This is a genomic window from Micromonospora sp. NPDC048830 (assembly GCF_043198215.1).
Taxonomy (GTDB): Bacteria; Actinomycetota; Actinomycetes; order Mycobacteriales; family Micromonosporaceae; genus Micromonospora.
In genome coordinates this window covers 84,199-102,254 of the sequence record NZ_JBICUP010000023.1, presented here as the reverse complement: position 1 = coordinate 102,254, position 18,056 = coordinate 84,199, and the positions used below count along the sequence as shown (strand labels likewise).

The window sequence follows — 18,056 nt, the reverse complement described above, 5'->3', positions numbered from 1 at the left end:
CGCGGCCGCGGCGCGAGGGACCGGGCGGCGCACCGACGCCTCTCGCCCACAGTTCCGCTCCGATGGTGTTGACTTGTCGGGTGGCGAGCGGCAGAACGACGCAACGTGAGCGCGTACCTGGGCATTCCCGGCGAAAGCTGCTGGGGGCCGGCGCGCTGCTGGCTCTCGGCGGCGCCACCGCGCCGCTGACCGGCTGTGACCTTTTCGACCGCGACGAGGGGCCGCCGCCGGGGCCCGACCCCCTCGAACCGCTCGCCGCGGAGGCCCGCGACCTGGCCGCCCGACACCGCGCCGCGCTCGCCGCGGACCCGGATTTGGCCGAGCTGTTGACGCCGATCGCGGAGGCGCACGAGGCGCACGCGGGCGAGCTGGCGAGGCTGACGCGCCGGCCGGCGGCCTCGGCCGCGCCGTCCGCCGACGCCACGCCCGGCGACCGGGCGGCGATGCTGGACGCGCTGCGCGAGGCGGAGCAGCGCGGCCGGGAGACGGCCGCGAAGCTCTGCGCCGAGGCGCCGGCCGGGCGGGCCGCGCTGCTCGGCTCGATCGCCGCCGCCCGGGCGACCCACGTGGAGGCGTTGCGGTGAGGCAGCGACAGGCACCGTCCGGGCCGGCCCAGGCGCTGGCCGACGCGCTCTCCGCCGAATACGCGGCGATCTTCGCGTACGGGCCGATCGGGGTACGGCTCACCGACGCCGCCCGGACGGCCGCCCGCCGGGCCGAGGCCGCGCACCGGGCCCGCCGCGACGAGTTGGTGCTCCAGCTGAGCGCGGCGGGGGGCCAGATCCCCGCCGACCGGGCCGGGTACGCGCTGCCGTTCCCCGTCACCGACCGGGCGAGCGCGCTGCGGCTCGCGATCGAGGTGGAGGTGCGCACGGCGGCGTACTGGCGCGCGGTGTTGCCGCACACCACCGGGACGGACCGCAACCGGGCGCTGGCCGCGCTGACCGACTGCGCGGTCCGGGCCACCCGGTGGCGGCGCACCGCCGGCACGAACCCGCTCACGGTGCCGTTCCCGGGCCGCCCCACCTGACACCACGTACCGCACGACCACCGGCCCGCCTCCGGTTGCGGCCGGCATACCAGGTATGCATACTCCGGAGCCATGTCCATCCGCCACGGCCTGCTCGCGCTGCTCGAACGCGGCCAGATGTACGGCTACCAGCTCCGGGCCGCGTTCGAGGAGTCGACCGGCTCGACCTGGCCGCTGAACATCGGGCAGGTCTACACCACCCTCTCCCGCCTGGAGCGGAACGGGCTGGTCCGCCCGCTGCCGGAGAGCGAGGGCGGGCAGCGGCCGTACGAGATCACCGACGCCGGGCGGGCGGACCTGGCGCTGTGGTTCGCGACCCCGGTGAGCCGCGCCGACCGGCCGCGCGACGAGCTTGCGATCAAGCTGGCGCTGGCGCTGACCACGCCGGGGGTGGACGTACGCGCCGTGGTGCAGAACCAGCGCGCCGCCACCATGCGGACGCTGCAGGAGTTGACCCGGTTGAAGTACGCCAGCGACCGCCCCGAGGACCTGCCCTGGCGGCTGGTGCTGGACGCGATGGTGTTCCAGGCCGAGGCGGAGATCCGCTGGCTGGACCACTGCGAGACGAGCCTGGTCCGGCACCGGCCGGCGCCGGGCGGGGCGCCGCCCGCCGGCCCGGGGCACCCGGCGGGGGCGGTGGATCGGGACGGCGAGGGGGCACGACGGTGAGCGGACGGGGCGACGCGGTGCTCGACGTACGCGATGTCCACCGCACCCACGGCGCCGGCGAGGCGGCCGTGCACGCCCTGCGCGGGGTCAGCCTCGCCGTCGCCCCCGGCGAGCTGGTCGCCGTGATGGGGCCCGGCTGGCGGTCGAGCGCCGCCTGGACTGACTGGCGGTTCTTCGGCGGCCGAAGGCGCCGCGTCTTCCGGCTGGTGCCGGTCGGGCGCGGCGCTGCCGGGCGCAGCGACCGGGAGTGACTATCGTGGAACGCGAAGTCACGCGGTAGAGGTGGTCACATGAGGTAGGGGTGACACGAGGTAGGGGTGATCAGTGGACCCGGACCAGGACGATCCCCGGTGGTCGGTGGCGGAGCGGGTCGCGGACGCCGCCCGGCGACGCTTTCCCGCCGACGTCCTCGCGGTCGCGGTGCACGGCCCGCTGGCCCACGGCGACGACGACGGCGGCGGGGACGGCGAGGTGGGGCTGCTCGTCGCCACGTACCGGGCCGGCTCGGGGCCGGCCCCGGCGACCCGCCGGATCGACGGGGTGCTGGTCGACCTGACCGTGGCCGCCGCCGACGACTACCTCGACCAGGCGCGGTCGATCTCCGCGCGCTGGCCGCTGACGGCCGACCGGTACGTCACCACCCGCCCGCTGCACGACCCGACGGGCTGGCTGCGGGCCCTGCGCGACGAGCACCTGGGCGCGCTGGCCCGGGCCCGGCCGGCGGAGTTCACCGGCGCCGCCCGGCAGGCGTGGTACCGCGGCTGGGCCGCGCACGCCCGGGCCGCCCGGCTCGCCGCCTGGTACGAGACGGACCAGGCGCTGCTGATGCTCGGCGAGGCCCGCCTCGCGGCGGCCACGGTGAGCGGGCTGCTCAGCCGCACCTACTTCCGCGATCCGGGGGACGCCGTGCGGCGTACCGGCCTGGCCGGCGCGGACATGACCGAGGTGGGCGCCGTGCTGAAGCGGCAGGCCGAGGACTTGGCCGCCCGGGGCCGCCCCGTCGACGGCACGGTGGACGACCTGCTCACGGGGGCGTGAACGCGGTCCTGCCCAGGGGCCGGCGCCGTGCACAGGGGATCGCTACAGGCCGCCCTGGATGCCGACGAGGGCGCCGATCGCGTACGTCGCGGCGGCCGCGGCGGCGCCGAGGAGGAGCTGGCGCAGCCCGCCGGCCCACCAGCGGCGGTGGGTGAACCGGGCCACGATCGCGCCCGCCGCGAACAGGCCGACCCCGCCGACAGCCAGGGCCAGCCCCAGGCTGGTGGCCCCGAACAGGTACGTCAGCAGCGGGATCAGCGCGCCGACCGAGAAGAACAGGAACGACGAGACGGCCGCCGCCCAGGGGCTGGGCTGCTCGTCCGGGTCGACGCCCAACTCCTCCCGGACGTGCACCCGCAGCGCCTCCTCCGGGTTGCGCCGCACCGCCTCGGCCATCTGCGTGGCCAGGTCGCGGGGCAGGCCGCGGGCCACCCAGGCGTCGGCCAGCTCGCGGGCCTCGGCCTCCGGGTGCCGTTCCAACTCCCGCCGCTCCTTGGCCACCTCGGCGGCGACCTGCTCGTTGGCCGAGCGGACGCTGGTGTACTCGCCCAACCCCATCGAGATGGCGCCCGCGACCAGGCCGGCGATGCCCGTGAGCACGATGCTGCGCGGCGACACCCCGCCGCCGCCGACGCCCGCGATCAGGGCGATGTTGGTGACCAGTCCGTCCATCGCGCCGAACACGGCCGGCCGCAGCCAGCCGCCGGACACGTCCGCGTGGTGCGCCTCCCGCAGCGCCGCCGGGGTCTCGGTCACGGCAGTGTCAGGATCTCGTGGCCGTCGTCGGTCACCACGATGGTGTGCTCGAACTGGGCCGTCCACCTGCGATCCTTGGTGACCACCGTCCAGCCGTCGTCCCACATGTCGTACTGGTAGGTGCCGAGGGTGATCATCGGCTCGATGGTGAACGTCATCCCCGGCTCCATCACGTCGGTCGGCCGGGTGGTGTCGTAGTGCGGCACGTACAGCCCGCTGTGGAACGACTCGCCGATGCCGTGGCCGGTGAAGTCGCGGACGACGCCGTAACCGAACCGCTTGGCGTACGACTGGATGACCCGGCCGATCACGTTGATCTGCCGGCCCGGGGCGACGGCCCTGATCCCGCGCATCATCGCCTCGTGGGTCCGCTCGACCAGCAGCCGGGCCTCCTCGCTGACCTCGCCCACGCAGAACGTGGCGTTGGTGTCGCCGTGCACCCCGCCGATGTACGCGGTGACGTCGACGTTGATGATGTCGCCGTCCTGCAGGACCGTGGAGTCCGGGATGCCATGGCAGATCACCTCGTTGAGGCTGGTGCAGCAGGACTTCGGGAAGCCCTTGTAGCCCAACGTCGACGGGTACGCGCCGTGGTCGCAGAGGAACTCGTGCACCACCCTGTCGATCTCGTCGGTGGCCACCCCGGGCTTGCAGTGCTCGCCGGCGAGTTGCGTGGCCTGGGCGGCGAGCCGGCTGGCGACCCGCATCCGCTCGATGGTCTCCGGTGTCTGCACGTGCGAGCCGCGGTATTCCTGCGGGGCCTTCTTGCCCACGTACTCGGGCCGGACGATGTGACCGGGAACCGGTCGCAGCGGAGAGAGCGTGCCTGGGGTCAGCGGCGCACGGACGGTCATGCCGCCAGCCTATCGCCGGCCCCGCTTCCGCCAATGACGCGCCGGGGTGGGCGGGCGCGGTGACCCCGGCCACCACCGCCGTACGCCGGGTTGTTGCCGAGGCACTGCCGCTGTGCCATGGTGTCATGCGTGGATCTAGGGGGCGCACCTCCCGTCTTCTCCGCCCGGACGGAGAGCGACGGCGACCACGTCCGCGTGGTGGTCTCCGGCGAGGTCGACATGGCCACCGCCGACACCATGCTCCAGACCGCCCTCCGCGAGCCGGCCGGGCGGATCACCCTCGACCTGCGGGCGGTCACGTTCTTCGACTCCGCGGCGATCCACGCCGTGGTCCGGCTCGCCCAGCGGTGCCCGGAGACGCTGACCGTGCTGCCGTCCCGGCAGGTGCGCCGGGTGCTGGAGATCGCCGGCCTGGCCGGGCTGGACTGGCTCTCCCCCGACTGAACCCGCCCCCCGCCGGCCCCACGCCCCGGCCGCCGGCGCGCCTCAGTCCTGCAACCGCCGGCGCAGCGTCACCTCCGTCCCCTCGGCGCTACGGCTGACGGTCAGCTCGCCGAGCGCCCTGATCAGCGCCAGCCCGCGCCCCCGGAAGCCCGCGCCGGTCGGCTCCCGCCACCGGCCGCTGTCCCGCACGGTGGCCACCACCTCGCCGTCGGCGACGGTCACCTCGACACCGATCGTCGGTTCGGCCGGCTCGACCGGGTGCTCGATGGCGTTCGCGGCGGCCTCGGAGACCGCCACGGTGAGGTCGAACACGTCGGTCGCGCCGACCCGGTGGGCGACGAGGAAGTCCTCCAGCCGCTTGCGCAGCACGCTCAGCCGCGTCGGGTCGGCGGGCAGCCGCAGCGAGAACCGGTGCGGCTCGGTCGCCTCCAGGGCGAGCACCGCCACGTCGTCGCGGCGGGGTCGGACGGCCACCCGTGCGACGACCGCGTCGATCAGGTCGGAGACGTGCTCGCCGGGCTGCGTGGCGTCCTCGCGGAGCTGGCCGAGGGCGGCGTCGATGCCGAGCTGACGGTCCTCGATCAGGCCGTCGGTGTAGAGCAGCAGCCGGGTGCCGGTGGTCAGGGTGTCCGCGACGGTCCGGTAGGTCGTGGCGGGAATGGCGCCGACGGGCGGCCCGAGCGCCCGATCGTGCAGAAGAGTCACGTCGCCCCCCTTGATCAGCAGCGGGGACGGATGTCCCGCGCTGGCGTAGCGCAGCCGGCCGGTGCCGGGATCGAACCTGAGGCAGACCACGGTCGCGAAGGACAGCTGCTCGACGGAGCAGACGAGCCGGTTGAGCCGGGTCAGCGCCTCGCCCGGGTCGTAGCCCTCCAGCACGTACGCGCGCAGCGCGTTGCGGAGCTGACCCATCGCCGCGGCGGCCCGCACACCCTTGCCGACCACGTCGCCGATGACCAGCACCAGCTCGCCGTCCGGCCGGATGACGTCGTACCAGTCGCCGCCCACCTCGACGTCGGTGCTGCTGGGCAGGTAGCGGCTGGCCACCACCGCCCCGGGCAGCTGGGGCAGCGACCGGGGCAGCAGGCTGTGCTGGAGGGTGCTGGCGATGCGGTGCTCGGCCTCGTACAGCCGCGCGTTCTCCAGCCGTACGCCGATCAGCCGGGCGAACTGGGCCAGCGCGGCCCGACCGGGGTCGACGTCGCCCTCGTCGTCGGCCCAGACCCGCAGCTCGCCGAGTTGCTCGCCGGTGGTGCCGGTCAGCGGCAGCACGACGGACGGCTCGACGGCCGCCGTCCCGCCGCCGTCTGCCTCGTACCGGGCACCGGCGGCGGTGACCACCACCCGGACGGCCTCGGTGAGGCCCAGGGCGTGCCGGGCGGCCACCTGGAGCACCTCGGCGGTGGACCGGGCGGTGTTCACCGCGACGGCGGCGTCGGCCAGCGCCCGCAGCCGCCGCTCGCCGAGCACCCGGCCGGTGGTCTCGTTGACGATGCAGAAGACGCCGTTGATGCTGCCGTCGGCCTCCCGGATCGGGTCGTACGAGATGTCGAAGTAGACGTCCTCCAGGAATCCGTGGCGGTCCAGCACGAAGGGGTGGTCCTCGCCCCGGTACGCCTCGCCCGTGGCGCGGACCGACTCCAGCAGCGGCCCGAGCACGTCCCAGGTCTCCACCCAGTGCTCCCGCGCGGGCTGGCCGAGGGCGTGGGGATGCTTGGCGCCGATCGTCGGCCGGTAGGCGTCGTTGTAGAAGGCGCGGTGCTCAGGCCCCCAGAACATGACGATCTGCGCCCGGGAGGAGAGCATCGTCCCGACCGCGTGCACCAGCGCCGCCGACCACTCGGACGGAGGCCCGAGTGGGGTGGCGGACCAGTCGAACCCGCGCAGCCTGCCCCCCATCTCGCCACCGGCCTCGAACGCCGCGCTGAGCAGGGCGGGAAGTTCCGCCTGGACCATCCCGCCGGACGGTTTTCCCCCGTCCTCGCCCCCCTGGGCCGAGCTCATGCAGCCTCCCGCGCAGACCGTGCCCCCCGACGGTCCCGCGTGGCCGGCCGCCGTGCCCGCCTTGGTACCCAGACGGAACAGCAACGTAACGCATTCCGCCCATCCGGCGCTCCCTGCGCGGCTCGTCGTGACGTCGCCCCGGGCCCCGTCGTCAACTGCCGGCTCGCGCCCCCGCTCACAGTGGGGTGACGTACGCACCGGTGATCCCGCCGTCGACCACGAACTGGGCGGCGGTCATGAACGACGAGTCGTCACTGGCCAGGAACGCCACCGCCGCGGCGATCTCCTCCGGCCGGCCGAACCGCCCCATCGGCACGTGCACCAGCCGGCGGGCGGCCCGCTCCGGGTCCTTGGCGAACAGCTCCAGCAGCAGCGGGGTGGCGATCGGGCCGGGGCAGAGCGCGTTGACCCGGATGCCCTCGCGGGCGAACTGCACCCCCAGCTCCCGGGTCATCGCCAGCACCCCGCCCTTGCTCGCCGTGTACGCGATCTGCGAGGTGGCCGCCCCCATCAGCGCGACGAAGGACGCCGTGTTGATGATCGACCCCTTGCCCTGCCGGCGCATGTGCGGGATGACGTACCTGCAGCAGAGGTAGACGCTGGTGGTGTTGACCCGCAGCACCCGCTCCCAGGCGTCCAGCCCGGTCTCCAGGATCGAGTCGTCCTCGGGCGGGGAGATGCCGGCGTTGTTGAACGCCACGTCCACCCGGCCGTGCCGCTCGACCACCCCGTCGAAGAGGTCCCGCACGGCGGCCTCGTCGGCGACGTCGGCGGCCACGAACTCCCCGCCCACCTCGTCGGCGGCCCGCTTGCCGGCCTCGGCGTCGATGTCCACGCAGACCATCCGCGCCCCCTCGGCGGCGAACCGCCGGACGGTGGCCAGCCCGATGCCGCTGCCCGCCCCGGTCACCACGGCAACCCGGTCCTGAAGCCGTCCCTGCACGGCGCTCACTCCTTCGTCGAGATGAACACGTTCTTGACGTCGGTGAAGGCGTGCAGCGCGTCCGGGCCCAGCTCGCGGCCGAGCCCGGAGCGCTTCATGCCGCCGAACGGCGTCCAGTGCCGCACCGAGGAGTGCGAGTTGACGCTGAGGTTGCCCGACTCCACCGCCCGGGCCACCCGCAGCGCGCGGCCCACGTCCCGGGTCCAGATCGAGCCGGACAGGCCGTACTCGGTGTCGTTGGCCAGCCGGACCGCGTCCGACTCGTCGTCGAACGGGAGCACGGACACCACCGGCCCGAACACCTCCTCCCGCCAGTGCCGGTCGGCCGGCGAGTCGGCGAGCAGCACCGTCGGGGCGTACCAGAAGCCGGGGCCGTCGGGGCAGGAGCCGGTGAAGGCCGTCTTCGCGCCGTCGACGTACCGGGCGACCCGGTCGCGTTGGCCGGCGGAGATCAGCGGGCCCATCTCGGCGGTCTCCCGCGCCGGGGCCTCCACCCGGAGGGCGCGCACCGCCGGCTCCAGCAGCTCCAGGAACCGGTCGTACACCGGGCGCTGGACCAGCAGCCGGGAGCGGGCGCAGCAGTCCTGGCCGGCGTTGTCGAACACCGCGTACGGGGCGGTGGCCGCCGCCTGCTCCAGGTCGGCGTCGGCGAAGACGATGTTGGCGCTCTTGCCGCCCAGCTCCAGGGTGAGCCGCTTCACCTGGGCGGCGCAGCCGGCCATGATCCGGGTGCCGACCTCGGTGGACCCGGTGAAGCAGATCTTGCGTACGGCGGGGTGGGTGACGAACCGCTCCCCCACCACGGCGCCCCGGCCGGGCAGCACGGTGAACACGCCCTCCGGCAGGCCCGCCTCGCGGCCCAGCTCGGCCAGGCGCAGCGCCGTCAGCGGGGTCAGCTCGGCCGGCTTGAGGACCACCGTGTTGCCGGCGGCGAGCGCCGGGGCGAACCCCCACGCCGCGATCGGCATGGGGAAGTTCCACGGGACGATCACCCCGATCACGCCGAGCGGCTCGTGGAACGTGACGTCCAGCCCGCCCGGCACGGGGATCTGCCGGCCGGTGAGCCGCTCCGGCGCGCCCGCATAGTAGTCGAGCACGTCCCGGACGTTGCCCGCCTCCCACCGCGCGTTGCCGATGGTGTGGCCGGCGTTGCGAACCTCCAGCGCGGCCAGCTCCTCACGGTGCGCGTCGACGACGGCGGCGAACCGCCGCAGCAGGCGCGCGCGGTCCCCGGGCGCCACGGCCCGCCACGCCTCGTACGCGAGGGCCGCCCGCCCGACGCCCGCATCCACCTCCCCGACCGAGGTGTCCGCGATCTCAGCGATCACGCTTCCGCTGGCCGGGTCCAGCACCCGCGTCACGGGGTCAGAGGCGTTCGAAGCCACGGGTCAGCTCCCAGTCCGTGACCGCCGCGTCGAAGGCGGTCAGCTCGACGCGGGCCAGGTTGGCGTAGTGGGCGTGCACCTCGGGGCCGAAGGCCGCCCGGGCCGTCTCCGAGGACTCCCACAGGGTCAGGGCGTCGCGCAGGGTGGCGGGCACCCGGTCGGCGTGCGGGTCGGCGTACGCGTTGCCCGCGCACTCCTCGCCCGGCTCCAGCCCCCGCTCGACGCCGTGCAGCGCGCCGGCCACCAGGGCGGCGATCGCGAGGTACGGGTTCACGTCCGCGCCGGGGACCCGGTTCTCCACCCGCAGGCCCTCGCCGTGCCCGACCAGGCGCAGCGCGCAGGTGCGGTTGTCCGTGCCCCAGCGCAGCGCGGTCGGGGCGAACGAGCCGGGCTGGTAGCGCTTGTACGAGTTGACGTTCGGGGCGAAGAAGAGGCTGAACTCCCGCATCGTGGCCAGCAGGCCGCCCAGCACCCGTTGCCCCGTGACGCTCAGCCCGGCCGGGCCGTCGCCGCGCATCGCCGAGCGGCCCTCGGCGTCCCGCAGCGAGAAGTGGATGTGGCAGGAGTTGCCCTCCCGGGCGTTCGGCTTGGCCATGAAGGTGATCGACATGCCCTCCTGGGCGGCGATCTCCTTCGCCCCGTTCTTGTAGACGACGTGGTTGTCGGCGCAGGTGAGCGCCTCGTCGTAGCGGAAGGCGATCTCGTGCTGGCCGAGGTTGCACTCGCCCTTGGCGCTCTCCGGGGTCAGGCCCGCGCCGGCCATCTCGGTGCGGATGCGCCGCAGCAGCGGCTCGACCCGGGCGGTGCCGAGCAGCGAGTAGTCCACGTTGTACTGGTTGGCCGGGGTCAGGTCGCGGTAGCCGCGCCGCCAGGCGTCCTCGTACGAGTCGCGGTAGAGCACGAACTCCAGCTCCGTGCCCGCGTACGCGGTCAGCCCGTGCGCGGCGAGCCGGTCGAGCTGGCGGCGCAGGATCTGCCGGGGCGAGGCGGCCACCGGGCCGGACCCGTCCAGCCAGGCCAGGTCGGCCAGCAGCAGGGCCGTGCCGGGCTGCCAGGGCACCCGGCGCAGGGTCGCCAGGTCGGGCACCATCGCGAAGTCGCCGTAGCCGCGCTCCCAGCTCGACATCGCGTACCCGTCGACGGTGTTCATGTCGACGTCCACGGCGAGCAGGTAGTTGCACCCCTCGCTGCCGTGCTCGACCACCTGGTCGAGGAAGTAGGGCGCGTGGAACCGCTTGCCCTGTAGCCGGCCCTGCATGTCGACCAGGGCCAGCGCGACGGTGTCGATCGCGCCGTCGGCCACGGCGACGCGTAGCTCCTCCAGGGACAGGGGAGCTGGGCTGGACAGGGGAGCCGCGCTGGACGAGGGAGCTGGGCTCATGGGCAAGCCTCCATCACAAAGGTCTACTGCCTGACCGGATCACCGTCAATGCCCGGACAGGCACCCTCTGACACGCCGGTCCGCCTGGATGACAGCCGGGTGATGGCGCCGCTACGGTGCGGAGGCGTTCGCGTCGTGAGGACCCGCCGGAATCGTGGAGGAACCGTGCAAGGTGAGCCGATCGCCGACCTGATCCGCGCCCAGCTCCGCCGGCACCGGATGGCCGCCGGGCTGAGCCAGGAGGAATTCGGCCGGCGGATGCACTACTCGGGGTCGCAGATCTCGGCCATCGAGCTGGGGCAGCGCCCGGTCGACGCCCACTACCTCACCCGCGCCGACGAGGTCCTGGAGACGGGCGGCCTGTTCATGTCGCTGCTGGAGATGGCCAGGCGGGACCGGCAGCCGGTCTGGTTCCGGCCCTGGTTGGAGGCCGAGCGCGACGCCCGGCAGCTCCGACTGTACGAGCCGCTGCTGGTCCCGGGCCTGTTCCAGACGGAGAACTACGCCCGCGCCGTACTGCGTACCGACGACACCCTGTCCCATGAGACGGTCGACCAGCGGGTGACCGCCCGGTTGGAGCGGCAGAAGATCCTCGCCGGCGACAACCCGCCGCAGGTGGTGGTCGTCCTGGACGAGCGGGTGCTGCGCCAGAGCGGCGACGGGCTCGGCGGCGTCATGGCCGAGCAGGTGGCCCACCTCGTCGCCCTGGCCGAGCTGCCGCACGTGCACATCCACGTCATCCCGGCCGAGGCCGGCCTGCACATCGGCGCGTCCGGGCCGTTCGCGCTGGCCCGGTCCGCCGACGGCGGCTGGGTGGGGCACCTGGAGAACCAGCTCGGCGGCGTGGTGGTCGACGACGAGGACGATGTGGCCAGTTTGCTGGCGAGGTGGGAAGGTGTCCGTAACGAGGCGCTCCCGCGCCGGCAGTCCGTCGAGCTGATGAAGGAAGTGGAGAGTCATCATGGACCTCAGTGACGCCCGGTGGCGCAAGTCCAGCCGCAGCGGAGCCAGCGGCGGGAACTGCGTCGAGGTGGCCGACAACCTGCCCGGCCTGGTCGCCGTACGCGACAGCAAGGACCCGGCCGGCCCCGCCCTCACGTTCGCCCCGGCCGCCTGGCGCGCGTTCCTCGGGCTGACCAGGCGGTCCTGACCCTCCGCCTGACCAGGCGGTCCTGACCCTCCGCCTGACCAGGCGGTCCTGACCCTCCGCCTGACCAGGCGGTCCTGACCGGGGAAGGGCTCCCGCACTCCGGGAGCCCTTCCGACTTCGTCGAGCGGGGAGGCCGGGCGCCGTCGGCGGTGTGCGTCGCGAACGTGTGCCGCAGCGCGTGCAACCGCGCCAGGAGGTCGTACCGGGCATCGGCCGGCCCGTCCCGTCGAAGCCTGACGGGCCGGGCGCGCGAAATCGCGTTGCCGGCCTGGCCGCCCTGGCCGCATCCTTGAGCCCGTGACCAGGCCCGATCGCGACGGGCCTCCCGCCGGGCGCTCGGCAACGCCCGGCCCGCGACGGCGCGGGACACCCACCTCTCTCTCCTGCGGCGACCCGCCGCACCCAAGGGCGTCCCGCGTCGTCGCCCCGTCACCGTCCACGGTCGGCGCGTACCCGGGCGGGGATGGCGGACGGGCAGCCGGTAGCGCAGATGGGGCAGCTCCACATGCGCCGTACGGCACATCCTCGTCCCGCGGCCGCGCGCTACTGCGGCGGCGGAGGGACGCGGCCGCGCAGCCGGGCGGTGATCTCGTCGGCCGGCACCGGCGGGCCGAACCAGCAGCCCTGCCCGGTGTCGCAGCGCAACGCGCGCAGCCGCTCGGCCTGCGCCTCCGTCTCCACCGCCTCGGCGGTGACCCACAGCTCCAGCGCGTGCGCGAGCCGGACCAGCGCGTCCACGATCCGCTCGTCCCGGTGGTCGGCCGGGCCCCCGGCGTCGTCGGACCGGATGCCCTCCACGAACGGGCCGGCGAGCTTCAGACAGTGGATCGGCAGCCGCCGCAGGTACGCCAGGTTGGAGTATCCCGTGCCGAAGTCGTCGATCGCCAGCCGTACGCCGAGGTCGGCGAGCCGATACAGCGACCGCAGCGGCTCCCCCGCCGTGCCCATCACGGCGCTCTCGGTCAGCTCCAACTGGAGCAGACCGGCCGGGAGCCCGGTGCGGGCCAGCGCACCCGCGACGGTCTCCACGATGTCCGGGTCGTCGGCCTGCCGGGCCGCCAGGTTCACGCTGACCACCAGCCGCGCGTCGGGGAACGTCCGCCGCCACGCCTCGGCGTCCCGGCACGCCTGGCCGAGCACCCACTCCCCGAGCCGGACGATCAGGCCGGTCTCCTCGGCCAGCCCGATGAACCGGTCCGGCCCGAGCAGGCCCAACGCCGGGTGCTGCCACCGGACCAGCGCCTCCACCGCCACCATCGACCAGTCGAGCAGCGACACGATCGGCTGGTAGTGGACCACGAACTCGCCCCGGTCCAGCGCCGCCGGCAGGCCGGCGAGCAGGGCGGAACGGGCGATGTCCTGGGCGCTGCGCTCCGGGTCGTGGACGGCCCACCGGCCCCGGCCCTCCGCCTTGGCCCAGTACAGCGTGGTGTCGGCGGCCTTCATCAGCTCCGACGCGCTGGTCTCCCCGGCCGGGCACTCGACGATCCCGATGCTGGCCGAGACCGCGAGCTGCTGGTCGCCGACGTGCACCGGGGCGGAGACAGCGGCCAGGGCCATCTCGGCGACGGCCACCGCGTCGTCGAGGCCCTCCCCACCGTCGACGAGGATGACGAACTCGTCGCCGCCCATCCGGGCGACGAGGTGCCCGCGCTGGGCCACGCACTCGGCCAGCCGGCGGGCGATCACGGTCAGCAGCCGGTCGCCCCGGTCGTGCCCGAGACTGTCGTTGACCGCCTTGAAGCCGTCCAGGTCGAGGAAGCACACCCCGATCCGGTCGTCCGGGCCGGCGTCGTCGAGGACCTGGCCGAGGGTCTCGAAGAACAGCGTACGGTTCGGCAGGCCGGTCAGCGGGTCGTGCAGCGCCTGGAAGCGCAGCCGCTGCTGGAGCTCGTGCCGGTCGGTGATGTCCTCGACCACCGCCACGACGAAGCGCGGCCGGCCGTCCTCGTGCCGGATCAGCGACAGGGCCAGGTCGGTCCAGACGACGCGGCCGTCCCTGCGGTGGTAGCGCTTCTCCACCCGCGCCGAGTCGCGCCCGCCCTCGGCCAGTTGCTGGTAGAGCTCCCTCACCGCGGCGGCGTCGTCGGGGTGGCACAGCGCCGCCACCCTGGTCCGGCGCAGTTCCTCCACCGAGTAGCCGAGCATGTCGGCGAAGGACCGGTTGACGTCGATGATCCGCCCGTCCACGCCGGCGAGGCCGATGCCGACGGCCGCCCCCGTGAAAACGGCGCGGAACCTGGCCTCGCTGTCCCGCAGCGCCCGCTCGGCGCTGTCCCGGGCCTGCCAGACGCTGCGGGCGACGTGCTCCTGCTGGCTGAACGTGCGGTCGCGCAGGGCCCGGGCGAACCCGCTGGCGAGCCCGCCGGCGAGGGCGGCGACCCGCCCGGCCGTCCCGGGCAGCTGCGCCCGGGCGGGCAGCACCTGGGCCGCGAAGCGTTCCCCGAGCGCGGCGACCGACCAGTCGAGGAGCCGGGGCTCGGCCAGGTGCGCCTCCACCAGCGCCCGGCCGACCTCCTCGGCCGGCCGGGCGGTGAACGGCTCGGCGAGCAACGCCCGGGCCAGCCGTACGGTGTGCCGGAGCAGCAGCCGCTCCGTCTCGACCGCGCCCATCGGCACGAATCCGAGCCGGCGCGCCGTCCGGGCCCACTCGGCGGCGTACGTCTGGGCGCCGGCGTGGCTGAGGTCCGCGCCGCCGGGGTCGGGTACGGTGGGAAGTCCGTCCGGCACGCGTCGCCCCCCAGTCGTCGCCGCTCCCCCGCGGGCCGCCCCGGCCGCCGGGCGCGCGTGGGCACACCGACACCGCCGGGACGACCGAGGGGTCTGTGTGGCCACTCTAGGCCGCCGGCTCCACGCTTTGCGAGATCCATAAGGGTCGTTCGCCCGCCCAAGCCGACGGCCGGGCGCGGGGGGCCGGGGTCAGGCGGCAGACTCCAGCATCAGCGAGATGCCCTGCCCCACGCCGACGCACATGGTGGCCAGCGCCCGTCGGCCACCGCGGCGGCGCAGCTCCAGCGCGGCGGTGAGCGCCAGCCGGGCGCCGCTGGCCCCCAGCGGGTGGCCCAGCGCGATCGCGCCGCCGTTGGGGTTGACGTGCTCGGCGTCCTCGGGCAGCCCGAGTTCGCGCAGCACGGCGACCGACTGGGCGGCGAACGCCTCGTTCAGCTCGACCACGTCGACCGCGTCGAGGCCGACGCCGAGCCGGTCGAGCAGCTTGCGGGTGGCGGGCACCGGACCGATCCCCATGATCCGGGGCGGGACGCCGGCCGCGGCGGCGCCGGTGATCCGGGCCAGCGGGGTCAGGCCGTACCGGGCCACCGCCGCCTCGGAGGCCACCAGCAGCGCGACCGCGCCGTCGTTGACGCCGGAGGAGTTGCCAGCGGTCACCGTCCCGCCCTCCCGGAACGGGGTGGGCAGCGCCGCCAGCTTCTCCAGCGACGTCTCCCGGGGATGCTCGTCGACCTCGACCAGCTTCGTCTCGCGCCGCCCGGCCGGCACGGTCACCGGCACGATCTCCTCGGCGAACCGGCCGTCGGCCTGCGCCTTGGCGGCCCGCTGCTGCGACCGGTACGCGAAGGCGTCCTGCGCGGCGCGGTCGACGCCGTACTCGGCGGCCACGTTCTCCGCCGTCTCGGGCATCGAGTCGATGCCCCACCCCTTCTCCATCAGCGGGTTGACCAGCCGCCAGCCGATCGTGGTGTCGTACACCTCCGCCGAGCGCGAGAACGCCGAGGTGGCCTTCGGCATCACGAACGGGGCCCGGCTCATGCTCTCCACCCCGCCGGCGACGACCAGCTCCGCCTCCCCGGCGACGATCTGCCGGGCGGCGGTGGCCAGGGCGTCCAGGCCGGAGCCGCAGAGCCGGTTGACGGTGCTGCCGGGCACCTCGCCGGGCAGGCCGGCCAGGAGCGCGGCCATCCGGGCCACGTTGCGGTTGTCCTCGCCGGCCTGGTTGGCGCAGCCCAGGAGCACGTCGTCGACGCGGGACCAGTCCACCGCCGGGTGCCGGGCGACCAACTCGCGGACGACGTGCGCGGCGAGGTCGTCGGGGCGTACCCCGGACAGGGCGCCGGCGTACCGGCCGATCGGGGTGCGGACACCGGCCACGAGGTATGCGACGGTCATCGACGTTGTCCTTCGGGGGTGGGGAAGGCCGACACGGGGGTCCGCCGGGTCACGGCGACGCGGGGCCAGGATATCCGCGCGCCGAGCGACTAGGTTGGCGGCATGGCCCGGGCCCAGTTCAGCGCAACGATCTCCGCGGGCGGCGAGCGTGGCTGAGCCGGGCCGGACCGGCTGGCCCGCCCGGGTCGCCGCCGGGGCGGCGGCCGGCTGCGTCCTGGCGGGCGCCGCCGCGGTGACCCTCGCCGTGGTCGCCGGGCCGGGTCCCGGCCTGACCGGGTACGTCAGCGAGGCGGGCGTCGCCGACAGCGCGTACGCGCCGGCGTACCGGATCGGGGTGGCCGCCCTGGCCGCGGCGCTGCTGCTGCTCGCGGCGGCGCTGCCGGTGGCGCTGCGGGCCGCGGCCGGCCTGCTCGTCGCCGGCGCGGTCTGCACGGCGCTGTCCGGGGCCGTGACGTGCAGCGCCGGCTGCCCGTTGCCGCCGTTCGAGGCGGCCACGGTGGCGGACCTGGTGCACGGCGCGGCCAGCATCGCGGCCACGGCGGCCGTCGTCTTCGCGATGCTGGCGGTGGTGTTCCGCCCGTACGCCTCCCCCGGGCTGCGGCGGATCGCCGCCCTGGGCGCGGCGGCGGCGCTGCCGCTGTCCGGCGCGGTGGGCCTGGCGATGCTCGTCGTCGGCCGCAGCGCGCTCGTCGGGGTGCTGGAGCGGGTGCTGCTCGCGGTGTGCGGCGCCTGGGGCCTCGCCACCGCCGCCGCCCTCGCCCTGCGCCGCATGTAAGGAGCCTCACGCCGGGCGGCCCTTCCAGCCTCCCGGACGCCGGGCGTATCGTCGTGCGGCGATGACCAACGTCTGGCACCTGACCGTGCGCCTGTATGTCGACCTCCGACTGCAGGCCAGCGGCGTCTGTCCGGCGCAGCCCGTTTCCTGACGCTGCCCCGACCGACCCCAGACCCCTTGGACTCGTCCTCATGGCTTCCGCCCTGCGCAAGTTTCCCTTCTCCCTGCAGATCCTGCTCGGCCTCGTGCTCGGCGTGGCGCTCGGCTTCGTCGCCCGCGCCAACGACGTGAGCTGGCTGACCAGCACCCTCCACACCGTCGGCGGCCTCTTCGTCCAGCTGCTCAAGCTGGCCGTGCCGCCGCTGGTCTTCACCGCCATCGTGGTCAGCGTGGTCAGCCTGCGCGGCGTGGCCAACGCCGCCCGGCTGGCGCTGAAGACGCTGCTCTGGTTCGGCGTCACCGCCCTGATCGCGGTGAGCGTCGGCATCGGCCTCGGCCTGCTCACCGACCCCGGCAAGGGGGTCACCCTCGACCTGTCCGGCGCCGCCGCGCCGAAGCGGACCGGCTCCTGGACCGACTTCCTCACCGGCATCGTCCCGACCAACCCGGTCGGCGCGTTCGTCGAGGGCAACGTGCTCCAGATCGTCTTCCTGGCCCTGGTGGTGGGCGCCGCCGCGCTGCTGGTCGGCGAGAAGGCCGAGCCGTTCGTCGCGCTCAACCGCGCCCTGCTGGAGATCGTCCAGAAGGCGCTCTGGTGGGTCATCCGGCTCGCCCCGATCGGCACCCTCGGCCTGATCGGCAACGCCGTCGCCTCGTACGGCTGGGACCTGCTGGCCCCGCTCGCGAAGTTCACCACCGCCGTGTACGTCGGCTGCGCGATCGTGCTGTTCGTCGTGTACCCGGTGGTGCTGCTGGCCGCCGGCCGGCTCAACCCGCTGCGCTTCTTCGCCGGCGCCTGGCCGGCCATCGAGCTGGCCTTCGTGTCCCGCTCCTCGGTCGGCACGATGCCGGTGACCCAGCGCGCCGTCGAGCGCCTCGGCGTCCCCCGCGAGTACGCCTCGTTCGCGGTGCCGTTCGGCGCCACCACGAAGATGGACGGCTGCGCGGCGATCTACCCGGCCCTCGCGGCGATCTTCGTCGCGCAGGTCTTCGGGGTGCACCTGAGCGTCACGGACTACCTGCTGATCGCGTTCGTCTCGGTGGTCGGCTCGGCCGCCACCGCCGGCCTGACCGGCGCGATCGTGATGCTCACGCTGACCCTGAGCACGCTGGGCCTGCCGCTGGCCGGCGCCGGCCTGCTGCTGGCGATCGACCCGATCCTCGACATGATCCGCACCGCCACCAACGTGGCCGGGCAGGCGCTGGTCCCGACCGTCGTCGCCGCCCGCGAGGGCACCCTGGACCGCGCCGCGTACGACGCGGCCGGCCGCCGCGACCCGGTCGGCCCGCTGGAGGCGGACCGGTCCGCGTCCGACCGGCTGGAGCCCGTCCCCGCCTGACCC

General features: G+C 74.7%; 17 protein-coding genes and 1 pseudogene. 10 read left to right on the top strand and 8 right to left on the bottom strand.

The window, feature by feature from the left end; all coding sequences use genetic code 11:
- Positions 1-137: 137 nt before the first annotated feature.
- The 5 genes and pseudogenes from ACGFIZ_RS20435 to ACGFIZ_RS20415 all read left to right on the top strand — a co-directional run bounded on the left by ACGFIZ_RS20435 (position 138) and on the right by ACGFIZ_RS20415 (position 2,737).
- A complete protein-coding gene (locus ACGFIZ_RS20435; protein WP_393421409.1) occupies positions 138-584 on the top strand; it encodes a hypothetical protein in 447 nt (148 codons plus the stop codon).
- Positions 581-1,030 (top strand): ferritin-like domain-containing protein, encoded by a 450-nt coding sequence (locus ACGFIZ_RS20430; protein WP_393421365.1) that lies wholly within the window; start codon positions 581-583, stop codon positions 1,028-1,030. The genes ACGFIZ_RS20435 and ACGFIZ_RS20430 overlap by 4 nt, the downstream gene beginning before the upstream one ends.
- Positions 1,031-1,102: 72 nt before the next feature.
- Positions 1,103-1,699, top strand: coding sequence for a PadR family transcriptional regulator (locus tag ACGFIZ_RS20425; RefSeq protein ID WP_393421363.1), 597 nt, complete (start codon positions 1,103-1,105; stop codon positions 1,697-1,699).
- Positions 1,588-1,830 (top strand): annotated as a pseudogene (locus ACGFIZ_RS20420) (hypothetical protein); the annotation flags it as partial. The gene ACGFIZ_RS20425 and the pseudogene ACGFIZ_RS20420, both read left to right, overlap by 112 nt.
- Positions 1,831-2,023: 193 nt before the next feature.
- Positions 2,024-2,737, top strand: coding sequence for a nucleotidyltransferase domain-containing protein (locus ACGFIZ_RS20415; protein ID WP_393421362.1), 714 nt, complete (start codon positions 2,024-2,026; stop codon positions 2,735-2,737).
- Positions 2,738-2,779: 42 nt separating this feature from the next.
- Here the strand turns inward: ACGFIZ_RS20415 and ACGFIZ_RS20410 are convergent, their stop codons facing one another.
- The gene (locus tag ACGFIZ_RS20410) at positions 2,780-3,493 is read right to left on the bottom strand and encodes a VIT1/CCC1 transporter family protein (protein WP_393421361.1); all 714 of its coding nucleotides are present in this window, start codon (positions 3,491-3,493) and stop codon (positions 2,780-2,782) included.
- The gene (map, locus tag ACGFIZ_RS20405; RefSeq protein ID WP_393421360.1) at positions 3,490-4,347 is read right to left on the bottom strand and encodes a type I methionyl aminopeptidase; all 858 of its coding nucleotides are present in this window, start codon (positions 4,345-4,347) and stop codon (positions 3,490-3,492) included. The genes ACGFIZ_RS20410 and map overlap by 4 nt, the downstream gene beginning before the upstream one ends.
- Before the next feature lie 129 nt (positions 4,348-4,476).
- Between map and ACGFIZ_RS20400 the strand changes: the two genes are divergently transcribed.
- Positions 4,477-4,791 carry an STAS domain-containing protein gene (locus ACGFIZ_RS20400; protein ID WP_347670496.1) on the top strand — a complete coding sequence of 105 codons (315 nt, stop codon included), beginning with the start codon at positions 4,477-4,479 and terminating at the stop codon, positions 4,789-4,791.
- Between the two features lie 42 nt (positions 4,792-4,833).
- Here the strand turns inward: ACGFIZ_RS20400 and ACGFIZ_RS20395 are convergent, their stop codons facing one another.
- The 4 genes from ACGFIZ_RS20395 to ACGFIZ_RS20380 form a co-directional block, all read right to left on the bottom strand.
- A complete protein-coding gene (locus ACGFIZ_RS20395) occupies positions 4,834-6,795 on the bottom strand; it encodes a SpoIIE family protein phosphatase (protein WP_393421358.1) in 1,962 nt (653 codons plus the stop codon).
- Positions 6,796-6,970: 175 nt separating this feature from the next.
- Entirely contained in the window at positions 6,971-7,738 is a 768-nt protein-coding gene (locus ACGFIZ_RS20390; RefSeq protein WP_393421356.1) for a 3-oxoacyl-ACP reductase, read from the bottom strand.
- A gap of 5 nt (positions 7,739-7,743) precedes the next feature.
- The gene (locus tag ACGFIZ_RS20385; protein ID WP_393421407.1) at positions 7,744-9,099 is read right to left on the bottom strand and encodes an aldehyde dehydrogenase family protein; all 1,356 of its coding nucleotides are present in this window, start codon (positions 9,097-9,099) and stop codon (positions 7,744-7,746) included.
- Between the two features lie 4 nt (positions 9,100-9,103).
- Positions 9,104-10,504 (bottom strand): glutamine synthetase family protein, encoded by a 1,401-nt coding sequence (locus ACGFIZ_RS20380; RefSeq protein ID WP_393421354.1) that lies wholly within the window; start codon positions 10,502-10,504, stop codon positions 9,104-9,106.
- 165 nt (positions 10,505-10,669) lie between these two features.
- On the opposite strand from ACGFIZ_RS20380, the gene ACGFIZ_RS20375 reads away from it, so the two are divergent.
- Positions 10,670-11,479 (top strand): helix-turn-helix transcriptional regulator, encoded by an 810-nt coding sequence (locus tag ACGFIZ_RS20375; protein ID WP_393421352.1) that lies wholly within the window; start codon positions 10,670-10,672, stop codon positions 11,477-11,479.
- Positions 11,466-11,654, top strand: coding sequence for a DUF397 domain-containing protein (locus ACGFIZ_RS20370; RefSeq protein ID WP_393421350.1), 189 nt, complete (start codon positions 11,466-11,468; stop codon positions 11,652-11,654). Before ACGFIZ_RS20375 ends, ACGFIZ_RS20370 begins: the two co-directional genes overlap by 14 nt.
- 543 nt (positions 11,655-12,197) lie before the next feature.
- On the opposite strand, the gene ACGFIZ_RS20365 is transcribed toward ACGFIZ_RS20370, so the two are convergent.
- Both ACGFIZ_RS20365 and pcaF read right to left on the bottom strand, forming a co-directional pair.
- Entirely contained in the window at positions 12,198-14,384 is a 2,187-nt protein-coding gene (locus ACGFIZ_RS20365; RefSeq protein WP_393421349.1) for a putative bifunctional diguanylate cyclase/phosphodiesterase, read from the bottom strand.
- A gap of 189 nt (positions 14,385-14,573) precedes the next feature.
- Positions 14,574-15,779 (bottom strand): 3-oxoadipyl-CoA thiolase, encoded by a 1,206-nt coding sequence (gene pcaF, locus ACGFIZ_RS20360; RefSeq protein WP_393421347.1) that lies wholly within the window; start codon positions 15,777-15,779, stop codon positions 14,574-14,576.
- Between the two features lie 148 nt (positions 15,780-15,927).
- Between pcaF and ACGFIZ_RS20355 the strand changes: the two genes are divergently transcribed.
- Both ACGFIZ_RS20355 and ACGFIZ_RS20350 read left to right on the top strand, forming a co-directional pair.
- Positions 15,928-16,554, top strand: a complete 627-nt coding sequence (locus ACGFIZ_RS20355; protein WP_393421345.1) for a DUF998 domain-containing protein — start codon at positions 15,928-15,930, stop codon at positions 16,552-16,554.
- Positions 16,555-16,757: 203 nt separating this feature from the next.
- Positions 16,758-18,053 (top strand): dicarboxylate/amino acid:cation symporter, encoded by a 1,296-nt coding sequence (locus ACGFIZ_RS20350; protein ID WP_393421405.1) that lies wholly within the window; start codon positions 16,758-16,760, stop codon positions 18,051-18,053.
- Positions 18,054-18,056: the final 3 nt, after the last annotated feature.